Origin of the sequence: Stappia sp. TSB10GB4 (assembly GCF_900185745.1) — a bacterium.
In the GTDB taxonomy this organism is placed as follows: domain Bacteria; phylum Pseudomonadota; class Alphaproteobacteria; order Rhizobiales; family Stappiaceae; genus Stappia.
In genome coordinates this window covers 19,887-35,447 of record NZ_FYAV01000041.1, presented here as the reverse complement: position 1 = coordinate 35,447, position 15,561 = coordinate 19,887, and the positions used below count along the sequence as shown (strand labels likewise).

Genomic DNA, 15,561 nt, shown 5'->3' with positions numbered 1-15,561 from the left:
CTTCAACGGGTCGCGGCTGCAATGGCTGCGGTCAGGTCGGCTGCGCGGGGAAGCTGGTCCAGGCGCATCAGCAGGGCAAACACCTCTGCGGCGCCGGTTTCCGTCAGGCTGGCGCGGGCGCAATCGCCGAACTTCGCCTCCAGCATGTCCTGCGGCAGAGGAGTTTCGGGACCACGGCCCAGCGGGGCGGCAACCGACTGGCGCAGGACGCGGCCGTCGGAGAGTGTCACCACCACCTCGGCACCGTAATCGTTCGCGTCGTCGTCATGTGGTTCCATTCGGATCAGCCCCATGATGCGGGTCACCTCGGGATCGTGCAGGGCATGATCCTCGAAGTGATCGAGCAGCACAGCGCCGTTCACGAGGCCCCGCGACACTGCATAGGGCAGCGAGAATTTGGCGTTGAGGGCACTGGTCGCGGGATTGCGCACATGCGGCAGCAGACGGCGGGGGTGCATCCGCACCAGGACATCGCGGATAGCCAGACTGTCGGATAGGGAACTGTCGTGCATGTGGATGGCCGCGTCGATGGCGCCGTGAACGCTGTAGACACAGGGGTATTTCTTGATCGAGATCCCTGGGGCGAGCAGATCCAGTGGCGCAGACCAGTTCATCAGCATCTTCTGCGGGTCGTAATTGCCGGCGCCGTTGAAGACCTCGAGAAACCCTTGCGGATGTTCGAGCGCGGCGGGAGACCCCTTCACGCCTCTCGCCGCCACCAGGGCCGCGAGCAGGCCGTTGCGGGCGGCAATGCCTGCATGCATCGGCTTGGTCGGGGTGCCGAAATTTGCCTTGATGCCCGAGGCGAGCGAGGCGGAGATCGAAATCGAGTGAGCGATCTGGTCTTCGGACAGGTTCATCAGTGCTGCCGCGGCCACTGCCGCGCCGAAGATGCCGAGCGTTGCCGTCGGATGCCAGCCCTTCTCATAGTGCTGGAAGTTGACGCCGCGGGCGAAACGAGTCGCGGCTTCGACGCCGACGATATAGGCCTCTGTCAATTGCCGACCCGTCGCGCCGCGCACTTCGGCCAAAGCCAGAAGGCCGGGGATGATGATGACGGTCGGATGTCCCGACAGCGATTTGGAAGTGTCGTCATAGTCCAAGGCATGGCCCGCCGTGCCATTGACGAACGCGGCGTCCAGCATGCTCAGCCGCTGCTTGCGACCCAGCACTTGGCACGGGCCGGTGCCATAAAGTTCGGGCATCAGCACGGCGTCGGTCGTTGCGGTGGGGGCGCCCAGCAATGTGCAGCCGATCATATCGGCAATTGCATTGCGGGCCCATTTCACGGCCTCGGGGTCAAAGCTTGCCGGATCAAGGGCGACAACCCGCTTGGCGAGTTCGCGGGACAGGGACATCGCATTTACCTTTCTTCTGTCGTAAGGGCGACGATGCGGGGCTGGGATTGGGTGTGGTTGTCCGAGGGGGGCTGCATGAGCGCGGTCAGGCGACGGACGGAGGGTTGCTCGCTCAGCGTCGCCAACCGCGTGTAAAGTTCGGCCATCGTCGAGGTCGGCAATACGCGCTGCGCGCAATCGTCGAACTTGGCCCGGAACTGGGGTTCGGTCATTGGATTGGCCGGACTGCGGCCCATGGCGACGCTGGCGCTGGCGGAAAGCCTGCGCCCGTCGGACAGGGTCACGGTCACCTGGCCGAAGGACAGATCCGCGTCCTCATGCGCGGCTAGATGAATCCGCGCCGAAAGCGCCTGTGTCTGCGGGTCGGACAGAAGCGGCTCTTCAAACTCGGCGAAGCCGACAGTGCCCGAAAGCAGGGCGCGGGCTGTCAGGTACTGGGTGGAGAATTTGGCATCCAGGCCGTCGCGCGGCCGTGGGCGGTCGATATTCTTGAGCCGCTTGGGATGCAGTGCCACCTTAACCGTTTCGATGCCGGCACCGCCGATCAGCGGCTGCAGTTCGGCCGCGGCGTCGATGGCGCAGTGAATGAAGGCACAGCAGGGGTATTGCTTGATCGCGATTCCAGGGGAGAGCAACGCGAAGTCCTCACCCCAGCCGTCGAGGGCCGGAGCGAAGTCCTCGGCGATGCCGCCGTTGAATGCGGCCATAAAGCCGAACCTGTGCTCCAGAACGGTGGTACTGGCGGTAAAGCCGGCCTGCGCCAGCAGTGCTGCTTGCAGGCCGTTGCGATTGGCCTGGCCGGCGTGAAGGGGCTTGGTCATCGTGCCGGAATTCGCCCGCAGCCCGGCCGCGCTCGAGGCGGCGATGCCGAGGGCGACCGACATGCGCTCGGCGGACAGGCCAAGCAGGCGGCCGGCAGCGACTGCGGCCCCCAGAACGCCGAAGGTGACGGTGGGGTGCCAGCCTCGTTCCGCGTGCGCAGGATTCGAAAGGCGGGCGATCCGGATCTCGGCCTCCACGCCTGCGACATAGGCGGTCAGGAGGTCCTTGCCGCTGCAATCCAGCGCGTCGCCCAGTGCCAGCAGCGCCGGTACGATGCTGACCGACGGATGGCCATCCATCTCAAGATTGCAGTCGTCGAAATCAAGGGCATGGGCGGCAACGCCGTTGATCTGGGCAGCATCCAGGACGTGTGCATGCCCCCGGCGGCCGAGCAGCCTCGCCTTGCCGGTGGTGGCCGGCAGGATGGACGCGGCAAGGCGTGTCACAGTCTCGTTGGCGCCAGCGATCCCGCAGCCGACGGTATCCGCAAGAGCGCGGCAGGCCCAGTCCCGCACCGCCGGGCTCAGGGCGCAAGAAGACAGGCCTGCAGCGCGCGCTGCAAGCTCAAGCGTCAAGGACGTCACGAGGAAACTCCGGTTGCTATGCCCGGCCCGCCGGCGGCGGGCCGGCGCAGGTCAATGCTTCAGGATCTGGTCGAGGAAAACGCGGGTCCGCTCCTCGCGCGGGTTTCCGAAGAAGTCTTCGGGAGGGGCGCTTTCCACCTTGCGGCCATCGGCCATGAAGACAACGTTGTCGGCAACAGTGCGGGCGAACCCCATTTCATGCGTCACCACGATCATGGTCATGCCGCTTTCGGCAAGCTCGATCATGGTGTCAAGCACTTCCTTGATCATCTCCGGATCGAGTGCGGAGGTCGGCTCGTCGAAGAGCATGATCTCGGGCTCCATGCACAGGCTTCGGGCAATGGCCACCCGCTGCTGCTGTCCCCCCGAAAGCTGGAGCGGATATTTGTTCGCCTGCTCGGGGATGCGGACCTTCTTCAGGAAGTGCATCGCCAGATCTTCGGCGGCCACTTTCTTCATGTGCCGGGTCAGCATCGGGCCGAGCGTCAGGTTTTCCAGAACGGTCAGATGCGGAAACAGATTGAAGTTCTGGAACACCATGCCGATGTTACGGCGGATCGTATCGATGTTCTTCACATTGTCCGTCATCTCCAGTCCCTTGACGAAGATCTGACCGGACTGGTGCGCTTCAAGCCGGTTGATGCAGCGAATGAGTGTCGACTTTCCCGAGCCTGAGGGGCCGCAGACGACGACGCGTTCGCCCTTGCGCACATCGAGGCTGACATCGTGCAGCACCTGAAAGGCGCTGAACCACTTCGACACGTTGCGCATGCTGATGACAGGGGTGGAGGTCTGATCTGGAAGGGAGGATTGGGGCATGTCTTATCTCCAGTTTTGGTCGTCAGATCCGACCCGAGGCGATCCACTTCTCGACCTGGCGCGCATAGAGCGAGAGCGCATAGCCGAAGAAAAGGTAGACCGCCGCCACGAACAGATACGCTTCGACATAGAATTTGCGCCAGAGCGGGTCCTGCATCACGGCCGTGGTTGCTGTCAGGATGTCGAAGAGACCGATGATGATCACGAATGAAGTGTTCTTCATTGCCGCGATGATGTGGTTGGTGATCGCGGGCAGGCTGATGCGCAAGGCTTGCGGTAGGATGATCGTGCGCGTCGTCTGCCAGTAGCTGAGGCTGAGGGACTGGGCCGCCTCGTACTGACCGCGCGGGATGGCTTGAAGCCCGCCACGGATCACCTCGGCTTGATAGCAGGCGAAGAAGATCGCGATGCCCACGGTGATGCGCAGCAGCTTGTTCACCTCCATACCGGCGGGCAAGAACAGCGGAAACACGTTCACGGCCACGAAGAGGATGGTGATCAACGGCACCCCGCGCAGGGATTCGATGAACACCACCGACACGCCCCGCGCCACCGGCAGGGGGGCACGGCGCCCCAGCGCCAGCAGCACCGCAACGGGCATGCCGATCAGGACGGTTCCGGTGAACAGCAGCATGGTGAGCGGCAGCCCGCCCCATTCCGATGTGGCCACATAGCGCAGACCCAGAACGCCCCCGAACATCAGCGCGCCGATAGACAGCGTCGCAAAGATCCAGAGCGGCACCAGAAGGCGCAGGTTCCAGAAGCGCGGCCAGAGCGAGATGACCACCGTGACCAGGTAGATCACCATCATCAGCACCAGTCGCCAGTGTTCGTCATAGGGGTAGAGCCCGAACAGCATCGGCCGGTGCTTCTCGACGATCACCGCCCAGCAGGCGCCGGTCGCGGCGCGGCAGACATCGGGATCGGTGGTATAGAACACGGCATTGATCACGCCCCAGTCCAGCACGAACCAGAAAAAGCGGATGAGGCCAGCAGCGACAATCACCGTCAGAAGGCTTTGCCAGATGGAACCAAACAGGTTCGCTTTCAGCCAGACAGTGCCGGAGATGCGGGCATGCGGGTCATAGGTGGGGGCCGGGGTGGCGATCTGTGAGGAAATCGTGGTCATGACTTACCGCTCCTTGATCGCCACGAGGCGGTTGTAGGCATTCATCAGGAGCGAGGTGACAACACTGATGATGAGATAGACCATCATCATCACCGCGATCGCTTCGACCGCTTGCCCCGTCTGGTTCATGACGGTGTTGCCGATGTTGACCAGATCCGGATATCCGATGACGACGGCGATGGAACTGTTCTTGATCAGGCTGACATATTGACTGGTCAGCGGCGGCACGATCACGCGAAGGGCCTGTGGCAGCACGACATAGCGCAGGATGAAACGCGGACGCAGCGCGATGGAGCGGGCAGCCTCGACCTGACCGCGGGGAGTGGCCTGGATGCCGGCTCTGACGATCTCGGCGATGAAGCCCGAGGAATAGAGCGAGATTCCCGCCATCAGGGCCACGAATTCCGGGCTGATGGTTGCGCCGCCGGCAAAGTTGAAGCCCTGGCGTTGCGGATAGCTGATGGCGTGGGGGGCGCCGAAGACCAGCCAGACGAGAAGCGGCAGTCCGGCGATCAGGGCTATGCTTGGCCACAGCATGTCGACATAGCGACCGGTGGCTTCGCGGTGACGCTTGGCCAGATGGCTGGCGACGGCGGCCAGAACGATGCCCGTGACCAGTGCGGCCAGCATCCACACATGGGCGGCATGGGCGACCGGCATCACGAAGGTCAGCCCGCGATTGGACAGAAAGCCCAATCCCCACAGCTCGATGGCCTGGCGCGGAGCGGGCAGGTTGCGGATCACCGCCGCCCAGAAGATCACCTGAAGGATGACCGGGATGTTGCGTACGATCTCGACATAGGCTGTGGCGATGCGCTGCAGCAGCCAGTTGGTCGAGACCCGCGCGATGCCGACCGAAAAGCCGATGACGGTGGCAACGACGATGCCCGCCGCCGAGACGGTCAGCGTGTTTATCAACCCGACCAGCAGAGCTCGGCCATAGGTATCGCGCGAGGAATATGCGATCAGCGTCTCGCCGATCTCGAACTGCGCGACCTGATCCAGGAAGCCGAACCCGGTGGCGATGTTCTGGCGGCTGAGGTTGGCGATGACGTTCTGGTAGAGGTAGAAGCCCAGAAGCGCCACCGCCGCTGCCAAAGCGACCTGATAGATCACTGTTCGGAAGCTTTCGCTGTAGAGAATGTCCTTCAGGTTCCGCGCGGGGCGTGCTCCGCTCCGGCCTGGACTGGCGTCTGTCATGTGTCGTTCCCATCAGGGCAAGGCATGTACAGCCTCCGCATCCGGCGAGCCGGCTGCGGAGGATACGGAAGAGGCGGCCTGCGGGCTTACTGCATCGGGAAGCCGTAGAGCAGGCCACCTTCGGTCCACAGCGCATTCTGGTCGCGGTCCAGCGCGACGGGGCTGTAGGGGCCGAAGTGACGCATGTAGATGTCCTTGTAGTTCCCGACTTGCTTCACGATCGCATAGACCCAGCTATTGTCGACACCGAGCTTGGCGCCGTTGTCGCCGATCACGCCGAGCAATGCCTGGACGTCGGGGTCTTCCGAATTCTTCATCTCGTCGACGTTGTCCTGGCTCACGCCCAGTTCTTCTGCGTTGAAGGTGGCGTAGGTGACCCACTTCACCAGGTCATACCAATTGTCGTCGCCCTGGCGGACGGCCATTGCCAGCGGTTCCTTGGAATAGATGCCGGGCAGCATGATATGTGCAGAAGGGTCTTCGGTGTCGAAGGCGCGCACGCCAGGCAGGGCCGCCTTGTCCTTGGTCAACGCGTCACAACGGCCCGTGACATAGGCATCGACCAACTGCTTGTTGTTCTCGATCACGACGGGCGTGTAGGTGAGGCCGCGGGCAGCGAAGATCTGGGCAACGTTGCGTTCGGTGGTGGAGCCGGGCGCCATGCAGATCGCCGCGCCATCCAGATCCTCGATCTTGGCGATGCCGTCGTCCTTGCGAACCAGAAAACCGGTTCCGGTATAGAAGACCGGCGGGGCGAAGTTCAGTCCCAGTGCCGTGTCACGGCTGAGGGTCGCGGTCACGTTGCGGGCCAGCACGTCGACCTCGCCGGACTGGATGGCGGGAAAGCGCTGCTGGGAGGACAGCGCGACGAAGCGGACCTTGGATGCATCGCCAAAGACCGCGGCAGCGATGGCGTGGCAGAAGTCGACCTCGAACCCGCTCCATTTGCCCAGACTGTCCGGGGCCGCAAAGCCATGACGAGCCGGGTGGACGCCGCACAGCACTTCGCCCCGCGCCTTGACCGCCGCCAGCGTATCGCCCGAACCGGCCCGAGCCATCGGAGCCCCCGCGACGCCGAGCATGAGGCTAGCCATGATGGAAAGCCCGACAACCTTTGTCTTGATCATCTCATTCCCTCTCTGTTGGGGGGCATTGCAGTCTTGCTTGGCATCCGATTGACGCCCCCAGGATCATTGTATACATATGTTTTCATCGGTATTCAATAGGGAGCACCTCGCAGGAGGGCGCGAAAATGGACACAGAGAATCTGGGATATGACACGATCTTGGCCCATGCCGGCCGCTCGCCCGCCCTCCATTCCGGCGCCGTGAACACGCCGGTCTATCGCGCTTCGACCATCCTCTTTCCGAATCTGGCGGCGCTGGAGGCGAAAGAGGGAGTCAAGCTGCGCTATGGGCGCCGGGGCACACCCACGACCCACGCGCTTGAGGATGCGATCTGCGCCCTCGAGATGGGCGACAGAGCACTGGTTGCACCCTCGGGCGTCAATGCGATCAGCGTCGTTCTGATGAGTTATGCCGAGCCCGGTGCCCATTTCCTGATGACCGACAGCGCCTATGGGCCTGCCCGCAAGTTCTGCGAGTTCACGCTAAGGAAATTCGGCGTCGAGACGACGTATTATGACCCGACCATCGGCGCGGATATCGAAAGCTTGATCCGTCCGCAGACCAAGCTGATCTGGATGGAATCGCCCGGATCGCAGACCTTCGAAATTCAGGATGTGACGGCCATATGCCAGGCGGCTCGACGGCACGATGTGGTTACCGCCATCGACAACACCTGGAGCGGCGGTTATTTCTGCCGGCCGCTGACGCAGGGCGCCGACATTTCCGTTCAGGCCGGCACGAAATACATCTCGGGTCATTCAGACCTGATGCTTGGCACCGTGGCCTGTCGGGCTGAGCAGTATGAGCGTCTCCGCGAAACCTATCTGCGCTTCGGCGTCTGTGTTGGAGGAGACGATGCCTTCCTCGCCCTGCGTGGCTTGCGGACATTGGCTGTGCGCATGGCTCATCATCACGCCAGCGGCCTGAAAGTCGCGCAATGGTTGTCGCAGCAAGAGGAAGTGCTTCGGGTGATGCATCCAGCCCTGCCTGGCGATCCCGGACATGAGCTGTGGAAGCGGCACTTCTCCGGCGCTTCGGGGCTGTTTGGCTTCGTGATGCGCTCTGCTGATCGGCCTGCGCTCGGGCGGATGTTCGACGGACTGACCTTGTTTGGCATGGGATCCAGTTGGGGCGGCTTCGAAAGCTTGCTGGTGCCGTCCAACCCGTCCGTCTATCGCAGCGCCACGACCTGGTCTCCCGGCGGGCAGACCGTGCGCATTCATGTCGGCCTCGAGGATCCGGAGGATCTGATCAATGAGCTGCGTCGCGGTTTTGACCGTCTGAGGCAATAGCTGTCCGCGATCTTCGGCCGGGAGGCTGTGTGCCAACGTTCTGGCCTCGCAGAGGAAACATTTGTATACAGAAGGGAGTTGATTTCGCCCGCTCCGATCGGGCCAGAACTGCCGGGAAAGGCCGAGCCAAACGTATGACGCAGGTGTCCAAGTCCACGCTGATCCGACGCAGTCCCCTGGATCACCTCATGGATCTGATCGAGGCAGGCGAATTGCAGCCCGGCAGCCGCCTGACCGAAACCGAATTGGCCCAGAGACTGGGCATCAGCCGAACGCCAGTGCGCGAAGCGCTGCACCGGCTGCATGCAATGGGTCTTGCGGAGCACGGCCCTCAGCGCGGTCTGATCATAGCCCATCTGAGCTATGATCAGATCCGCCAGTTGTTCGCGGTGCGTGAAGGACTGGAAGGGATGGCGACCCGCCTTGCGGCTGAGCACGCCTCCCGGGCCGAGGTCAATCTGTTGCACGACATGGTGGCGGGGGATCGCGAACTTAGGGATCCGCTCAAGCTTCTGGAGCGCAACAAGCTGCTGCACCGGCAGATTGTCCAGGCCTCGCACAACAAGTTCATGATCGAGGCGCTCGGCAACCTCCGGGTTCATCTCAGCCTTCTGCCCGGCTCCACCTATACAACGGGCGGACGCATCGATGAGGCTCAGGCAGAACACGAGGAAATCGTGGAGGCCATCGCCGCCGGCGATGGAGACCGGGCCGAGCAGGCTGCGCGCAAGCATATTCTGTCCGGTTTTCAAATCCGGCTGAAAATGATGGCGGAGCACGGCTTCAACTGAGCCGGCTACGATGGGGTTTAAGGGGCGCGCGAAATTGACCAGCCCGCCCCGCTGGGGTCAGGCGCCAGCAAGCCGTGTCAGCGCCGCGCCGAGGTTCCCGTCGACTTCACCGAGCAGACGTGCAGCCATGTCCGGAGTGGCTCCGGCAGCCACCAGTACCGCGCGCTTGATGTCATAGCCGGTCGCATCGAGCGCGGCCTGTGCCGCGTCATCATCGCATCCGGCGATGTCGGAAACGATCGTCACGGCACGGACGCGCAACTTGGCATTGGTCGCGCGCATGTCGACCATGTAACCCTTGTAGACGCGGCCAAGACGCACCATCAGCCCGGTCGAGAAGGTGTTGAGCGCGATCTTCTGGCTGGTGCCGGCGGTCAACCGGGTGGACCCGGCCAGGATCTCCGGTCCGGTATCGAGCAGGACGGGGCAGTCGACCATCGACAGCAGCGGCGCCCCCGGATTGTTGGCAAGGCCGATGGTCGTGGCAGCGCGCTCCCGCGCGGTTTCCATGGCCTGAAGGACGTAAGGGGTGGTTCCGCTCGCCGCCAGACCGACGACCACATCGTTGGCGCTGACATCGAGCGCGATCAGCGCCGCGCGCGCGGAAGCGCCGTCATCTTCGGCCCCTTCCTGGGCTTCGTAGAAACTCTGCGCGCCCCCGGCCAGAAGCACCTCCAGACGCTCGTCGGGCCAGTTGAAGGTCGGCTTCAGCTCGACCGCATCGAGCAGGGCGATTCGCCCGGACGTTCCCGCACCACAATAAATCAGCCGCGACCCGGACCGGCGCATCACCGACGCGGCCATGGCGATTGCCCGGTCGATCTGCGTCTGCGCGGCGCGCAGCGCCGCGAGCGCTGTGCCCTGGCTCTCGATGAGAGCGGTCGTCATCGCCTCGCCATCCAGTTGGTCGAGTGGTGCGGCATGCCGTCCCACCGTCTCCGTCCGCGGCCGTGCGCCCAATCCGCCTTGCCTCATTTCGTGCTCCCTGGCCTGGCTCTTTCGATCGAAAATACAAAAATACCAAAATGCTACCACTTGGCTATGACAGTCATCGGCGAGACCGGATCAATTCACGGCCTATAAATCGGTTCGCCGCGCTCTGTTGGCCGAGGCCGGCCTTGTGGAATGGTTTGAAGTGGACGATAATTGGATTTATATCACCGTCCGTCTCGGGCAAGCAACGGAGTTGGTTTTGGACAGGCTGATTATCCGCGGCGGGCGCCCCTTTTCCGGCTCGGTGCAGGTTGCCGGGGCCAAGAACGCGGCGCTTCCGGTGCTGGCCGCCTCTCTGCTGGTGGGAGGCCGCGTGTCGCTGTCCAACGTCCCGGCTGTCACCGACGTCGCCTCCATGCTGGATCTGCTTCGCATGCTGGGCGCGGACGTGACTGAGGCCGAAAATGGCCGGCTTTCGTTGTCCTCGGCGGCGGTGGCCGGATCCGAGGCAACCTACGATATCGTTCGCCGCATGCGGGCATCGTTTCTTGTCCTCGCCCCCCTTGTAGGCAGGCTCGGGCGAGCCCGCATTTCGCGGCCCGGCGGCTGCACCATCGGCACGCGCCCGGTCGATCTGCATCTGCAGGCGCTCAAGACCCTTGGAGCGGACATCAGCCAGGACGGCGGCGTGATCGAGGTCGCGGCGCCCGGTGGCCTCTCCGGCGCGCGCGTGGTGTTTCCGACGCCCTCGGTCGGCGCGACCCATACAGCGATGATGGCGGCGGCGGCGGCGCGCGGGGAAACGGAGATCGTCAATGCCGCGCGCGAACCCGAAGTCGCTGATCTCGCCGCGTTCCTGACGGCGGCTGGCGCGACCGTGGAAGGGGCCGGAACCCACCGTATTCTGGTGCAAGGGGCGCAGAGCTGGCGTCCCGTCGCGCATACGATCCTGCCCGACCGGATCGAGGCGGCAAGCTATATGATCGCCGCCGGCATGACGGGCGGGCGGGTGGAAGTCATGGGCGGCCGACTGGAACATCTCGGCGCCGCCTGCCAGGCGCTTGAGGAAGCCGGCATCCGGATCTTCCCGAGCGACCGTGGCTTGATCGCGGAACGGGACGGGCCGCTGAGAAGCGTCGACGTGACGACAGAGGCATTTCCGGGGTTTCCGACGGACCTGCAGGCCCAGTTCATGGCGATGATGTGCCTTGCCGATGGGGTATCCGTCATCCGCGAGAGAATCTTCGAAGCCCGGTTCATGCATGTGCCGGAGTTGCAGCGGATGGGGGCAGACATCCGGCAATCGGGATCGATGGCGACCGTGCGCGGCGTCAAGGCGCTGCATGGTGCGCAGGTCATGGCAACCGACCTGCGCGCCTCCATGTCGCTGGTGCTTGCCGGGCTTGTCGCCGAGGGAGAGACGATCGTCCACCGGGTCTATCACCTCGATCGGGGATATGAGGACATCGACGGCAAGCTCACGCGCTGCGGGGCCAGCATCGAGCGGGTTCGCGGATGAGCGCGATCCCAGGCCCGCAGGGGGCGGAGGTGCCGCTCTTTCTCGCTGTCGACGGCGGCGGCACTGGGTGCCGGGCGCGGATCGAGACGGGCGACGGGCGGGTTCTCGGGCGCGGTCTTGCCGGACCTGCGGCGACGCGCTTCGGCATCGATGCGACCTGGGCCGCGATTTCGCTCGCGGTAGCCAATGCGCTCGCGGAAGCCGGCATTGCCGATGCGCGCAGTGTTCCGATCCGGGCGGGCATCGGCGTTGCGGGACTGTCGCGGTCCGGCGCGCTAGCCGCGCTGGAGGCCATGCCGCACGATTTTCGCAGCATCGCTTTCGCAAGCGATGGCGTCATTGCCTGCCTCGGCGCACACAATGGCGGGGACGGGGGGATTGTCATCGTCGGCACCGGCAGTTGCGGCATCGCGCGGATCGGCAACCGGTCGATCAAGGTCGGGGGATACGGCTTTCCGATTTCCGACGAAGGGTCGGGAGCCTATCTCGGCCTGCGTGCCTTGCGGCTGGCGATGCTGTGCCATGACGGGCGGGCAGAGCGCACCGCGCTGCTCGGCGAGTTGCTCGATCATTTCGCGGGAGACCCCGCCAGGGTGGTCGAATGGATGGATGGGGCGACGGCGACGGATTATGCCCGTTTCGCGCCGATGGTGGTCCGACACGTGGACGACGGAGACCCGGCCGCGCGGCGGATCATGCAGGACGCGGCGGCCAAGATCGATGGCATCTGCCGTGCGCTGATCGAGCACGGCGCTCCGCGACTGTCGCTGCTCGGCGGGCTCGGCAGTGTCATGGAAACCTGGCTCGCGCCGGACCTGCGGCGCAGGCTGGCGCCGCCGCGAGGTGATGCGCTCGACGGCGCGGCGATCCTCGCCGGCCGTCCGCCGCTGGATGACATGGCATGAGGCCGGGTGCAAGGCCCGTTCCGGGCGATGACCGCGAGACATGTCGGGCCTGCGGGTGTGCATGATGTCCGCAAGAAAGGAAAAAACACGGATGAACAAAGCCGAGCGTCTTTTTCTCAACGCGCTTCCGATCGACGAGACCAATCCGACGCCGCGCTATATCCAGCTCGCCAGTCACCTGCGCGATGCGATCCGCGACTCGACGCTGAAACCCGGCGACGCCCTTCCGCCGGAGCGGGCGATCGTAAGCGCCACCAACCTGTCGCGGGTGACGATCCGAAAGGCGCTCGACGTGCTGGTGCGCGAGGGGCTGCTGCGCCAGCGACACGGCTCGGGCACCTATGTCAGCGACCGGCCCGAGCGCATCGAGCAGTCGCTTGGCGTGCTGACCGGCTTCAGCGCCGACATGACGTCGCTCGGACACATCCCGTCGGTGAAATGGCTGCAGCGTGCCTATGCCATGCCGACCCCGACAGAGGCGATGATGCTCGGGCTTTCTCCTGGCGAGCAGGTGCTCAAGCTGCACCGATTGCGGCTTGCCGACGGCCAGCCGCTGGCCGTCGAACTCGCTGTCGTGCCCGCCAGTCTGTTGCCCAATCTCGAAACGCTTGGCAATTCGCTCTATGAGGCGCTTTCCAATGTTGGGGCGCTGCCTGAAAAGGCGTTGCAGCGAATGCGTGCAAGCCGTCTGCCTGCCTTCGAGGCCGAATTGCTCGAAGCCGAGGAGGGGGAAACGGTGCTCTATATCGAGCGGCTTTCGCGGCTTGCTTCGGGCCGGCCTGTCGAGTTCACGCGCTCGTACTACCGGGGCGACAAGTACGATTTCGTCGTCGAACTGACCCTCCCGAAGAAGCTCTAGGAGCCGATCGTGCAGCAGACCTCACGCGATGTCGGGACGCGCCTTGCCCGAGAGACGGCGGAAATCCCGCAGCGGGTCGCGGCGCAGATCGACGCGCAGGCTCTGCGGTATCGGGAGATCGGAGCCGGGTTGAAGGCGATGCGGCCGGTGGCGGCGGCGACGCTGGCGCGGGGGTCTTCGGACCACGCCGCGACTTTCCTGAAATATCTTTGCGAGATGCGCGTCGGCGTTCCGGTGGCTTCGCTTGGGCCGTCGCTCGCCTCGGTCTATGGCTGCCGGCTGCGGCTCGCCAATATGGTCTCCTTCGCCCTGTCGCAATCCGGACGCAGTCCCGATCTGGTTGCTTTCCAGCGCATGGCCGGCGAGCAGGGAGCCAGAACCATCGCGCTCGTGAACACCGTGGCCTCGCCGCTCGCCGAGGTGTCGCTGGACGTGGCCGATATCGGTGCAGGCGTCGAGGAAGCGGTTGCCGCATCGAAGTCCTTCGTTTGCACGCTCAGCGCCGCCGCGGCCATTGTCGATGCCTGGGCCGGCGACAGCGGTCTGGCTGCCGCGCTGGCCGATCTGCCGGAGTGCCTGCACCGCGCGCTTGCCTGCGACTGGTCAGGGCTGCTGCCGGTCGCGGCGCACGCTTCTTCTGTCTATGTGATCGCGCGCGGGCCGGGGCTTGCGGTCGCTCAGGAGGCGGCGCTGAAACTGAAGGAAACCTGCGAGCTGCACGCGGAGAGCTTCAGCGCCGCCGAGGTGATGCACGGGCCGATCCAGCTCGCTGCCGGCGATCTCTGCGCACTGGTTTTCCTGTCCCGTGACGCGGCGCGGCCGGGTCTGGTTTCGGCGGTTGAGCGGCTGGCGGCGACGGGCACGCGGGTGTTCGTCGCCGATCCGCTCGGTGAGGTTGGCGGGTCGGCGGGCGTTACCGCACTGCCCTGTGTCGCCGCTCCCGACCCCCTCCTCGATCCGCTGTGTCAGATCACTTCGTTCTACCGTTTCGTGGACCACCTGGCCCGCGGGCGGGGGCTCGATCCGGATCGGCCGAGGCTCCTGAAGAAAGTGACGGAGACGATATGACAGACGGTATGGCGCTCATCGCTCCGGCGGTGTTCGACGGAGACACGATGCATCGCGACACGGCTCTCGTGATCGCGGCGGGGCGCGTGCAGGGCCTGGTTCCGATCAACGCCCTGCCGAAGGGGCTTCCCTCCCGTGTGGTGGAGGCGGCGGTTCTGGCGCCGGGTTTCGTCGACTGGCAGGTGAACGGCGGCGGCGGCGTGCTGCTCAACGATGTGCCGACGGTCGACGGCGTGCGGACGATCGCGCAGGCGCATGCCCGTTTCGGCACGACGGCATTGCTGCCGACGGTGATCACCGATGCGCAGACCGTGACGGAGCGTGCCGCGGACACCGTGGGCGCGGCGATTGCCGCGGGCGTTCCCGGCATTGTCGGGATCCACTTCGAGGGTCCGCATATCTCGCCGCAGAAAAACGGTGTGCATGATGCCCGCTTCATCCGCCCGCTTGCGGCGTCCGACATTGCACGGCTCACCCGGTCCGACCTTGGGGTCGTGGTGGCGACGCTAGCGCCCGAATGCGTCGATCTCGACGACATCGCCCTGCTTGCCGCCCAGGGAGTGATCGTCTCTCTGGGTCATTCCGCGGCCGATTTCGAACGCGCGACAGCGGCCTTTTCCGCCGGGGCGAGGGCCGTGACGCATCTGTTCAATGCCATGTCCGGACTGCATCACCGGGAGCCGGGGCTTGCCGGCGCGGCGCTGGCAAATCCGGCGGTCTTCTGCGGATTGATTGCGGATGGCCATCACGTTCACCCGGCGATGCTTGATCTTGTCGCGCGCACTGGTCCGGTCGGACGGCTGACGCTGGTCACCGACGCCATGTCGTCCGTGGGCTGTGCCGCCGACACGTTCGAGCTCAATGGACGAACCGTGCGCAGGGAAGGTGGTCGTCTGACCGTCGCCGACGGGACGCTTGCCGGATCCGATCTCGACATGGCCTCGGCTGTCCGGTTCATGGTCGAGCGCTGCGGTGTTGCCCTGCCGGCAGCGCTCGCGATGGCCTCGCGGGCGCCTGCGGCTCTGCTCGGGCTTTCCGATCGCGGTCATTTGCGCCGTGGCGCAAGTGCGGACATCGTGGCCCTGAATGCCGATCTGACGGTCGCCTCGGTGCTGATCGGCGGTCGGCCGATCCCGTGATCTGGCCGGCTGGCAG

General features: G+C 64.7%; 14 protein-coding genes. 7 read left to right on the top strand and 7 right to left on the bottom strand.

From position 1 onward, the window contains the following. Positions 1 to 2: 2 nt before the first annotated feature. The 6 genes from TSB10GB4_RS08390 to TSB10GB4_RS08365 form a co-directional block, all read right to left on the bottom strand. Positions 3 to 1,358, bottom strand: coding sequence for an MmgE/PrpD family protein (locus TSB10GB4_RS08390; protein WP_186395371.1), 1,356 nt, complete (start codon positions 1,356 to 1,358; stop codon positions 3 to 5). Between the two features lie 5 nt (positions 1,359 to 1,363). Next, positions 1,364 to 2,764, bottom strand: coding sequence for an MmgE/PrpD family protein (locus TSB10GB4_RS08385; protein WP_186395370.1), 1,401 nt, complete (start codon positions 2,762 to 2,764; stop codon positions 1,364 to 1,366). 51 nt (positions 2,765 to 2,815) lie between these two features. Continuing rightward, positions 2,816 to 3,583 (bottom strand): amino acid ABC transporter ATP-binding protein, encoded by a 768-nt coding sequence (locus TSB10GB4_RS08380; RefSeq protein WP_186388649.1) that lies wholly within the window; start codon positions 3,581 to 3,583, stop codon positions 2,816 to 2,818. 22 nt (positions 3,584 to 3,605) lie between these two features. Beyond that, on the bottom strand, positions 3,606 to 4,712 hold the full coding sequence (locus tag TSB10GB4_RS08375) for an amino acid ABC transporter permease (RefSeq protein WP_186388650.1): 1,107 nt from the start codon (positions 4,710 to 4,712) through the stop codon (positions 3,606 to 3,608). Positions 4,713 to 4,715: 3 nt separating this feature from the next. Further along, positions 4,716 to 5,912, bottom strand: a complete 1,197-nt coding sequence (locus TSB10GB4_RS08370; protein WP_186395369.1) for an amino acid ABC transporter permease — start codon at positions 5,910 to 5,912, stop codon at positions 4,716 to 4,718. A gap of 86 nt (positions 5,913 to 5,998) precedes the next feature. After that, positions 5,999 to 7,009 (bottom strand): amino acid ABC transporter substrate-binding protein, encoded by a 1,011-nt coding sequence (locus tag TSB10GB4_RS08365; RefSeq protein ID WP_371328883.1) that lies wholly within the window; start codon positions 7,007 to 7,009, stop codon positions 5,999 to 6,001. A gap of 155 nt (positions 7,010 to 7,164) precedes the next feature. On the opposite strand from TSB10GB4_RS08365, the gene metC reads away from it, so the two are divergent. Together metC and TSB10GB4_RS23960 are read left to right on the top strand one after the other, a co-directional pair. Continuing rightward, positions 7,165 to 8,331 carry a cystathionine beta-lyase gene (gene metC / locus TSB10GB4_RS08360; RefSeq protein ID WP_186395367.1) on the top strand — a complete coding sequence of 389 codons (1,167 nt, stop codon included), beginning with the start codon at positions 7,165 to 7,167 and terminating at the stop codon, positions 8,329 to 8,331. Between the two features lie 188 nt (positions 8,332 to 8,519). Further along, positions 8,520 to 9,122 carry a GntR family transcriptional regulator gene (locus TSB10GB4_RS23960; protein WP_256376566.1) on the top strand — a complete coding sequence of 201 codons (603 nt, stop codon included), beginning with the start codon at positions 8,520 to 8,522 and terminating at the stop codon, positions 9,120 to 9,122. 57 nt (positions 9,123 to 9,179) lie between these two features. Here TSB10GB4_RS23960 and TSB10GB4_RS08350 read toward each other — a convergent pair whose 3' ends face one another. Then, positions 9,180 to 10,097: an N-acetylmuramic acid 6-phosphate etherase gene (locus TSB10GB4_RS08350; protein WP_186395365.1), complete on the bottom strand. Its 918-nt coding sequence runs from the start codon at positions 10,095 to 10,097 to the stop codon at positions 9,180 to 9,182. A 217-nt stretch (positions 10,098 to 10,314) separates the two neighbouring features. On the opposite strand from TSB10GB4_RS08350, the gene murA reads away from it, so the two are divergent. The 5 genes from murA to nagA all read left to right on the top strand — a co-directional run bounded on the left by murA (position 10,315) and on the right by nagA (position 15,545). Continuing rightward, entirely contained in the window at positions 10,315 to 11,574 is a 1,260-nt protein-coding gene (gene murA / locus TSB10GB4_RS08345; RefSeq protein ID WP_186395466.1) for a UDP-N-acetylglucosamine 1-carboxyvinyltransferase, read from the top strand. After that, positions 11,571 to 12,479, top strand: a complete 909-nt coding sequence (locus tag TSB10GB4_RS08340; protein ID WP_186388656.1) for a BadF/BadG/BcrA/BcrD ATPase family protein — start codon at positions 11,571 to 11,573, stop codon at positions 12,477 to 12,479. Before murA ends, TSB10GB4_RS08340 begins: the two co-directional genes overlap by 4 nt. Positions 12,480 to 12,519: 40 nt before the next feature. Further along, positions 12,520 to 13,338, top strand: a complete 819-nt coding sequence (locus tag TSB10GB4_RS08335; RefSeq protein WP_244293126.1) for a GntR family transcriptional regulator — start codon at positions 12,520 to 12,522, stop codon at positions 13,336 to 13,338. A 138-nt stretch (positions 13,339 to 13,476) separates the two neighbouring features. Further along, positions 13,477 to 14,406 carry an SIS domain-containing protein gene (locus TSB10GB4_RS08330; protein ID WP_244570862.1) on the top strand — a complete coding sequence of 310 codons (930 nt, stop codon included), beginning with the start codon at positions 13,477 to 13,479 and terminating at the stop codon, positions 14,404 to 14,406. Continuing rightward, positions 14,403 to 15,545 (top strand): N-acetylglucosamine-6-phosphate deacetylase, encoded by a 1,143-nt coding sequence (nagA, locus tag TSB10GB4_RS08325; protein ID WP_186395363.1) that lies wholly within the window; start codon positions 14,403 to 14,405, stop codon positions 15,543 to 15,545. Before TSB10GB4_RS08330 ends, nagA begins: the two co-directional genes overlap by 4 nt. The last annotated feature ends 16 nt before the right edge of the window (positions 15,546 to 15,561 follow it).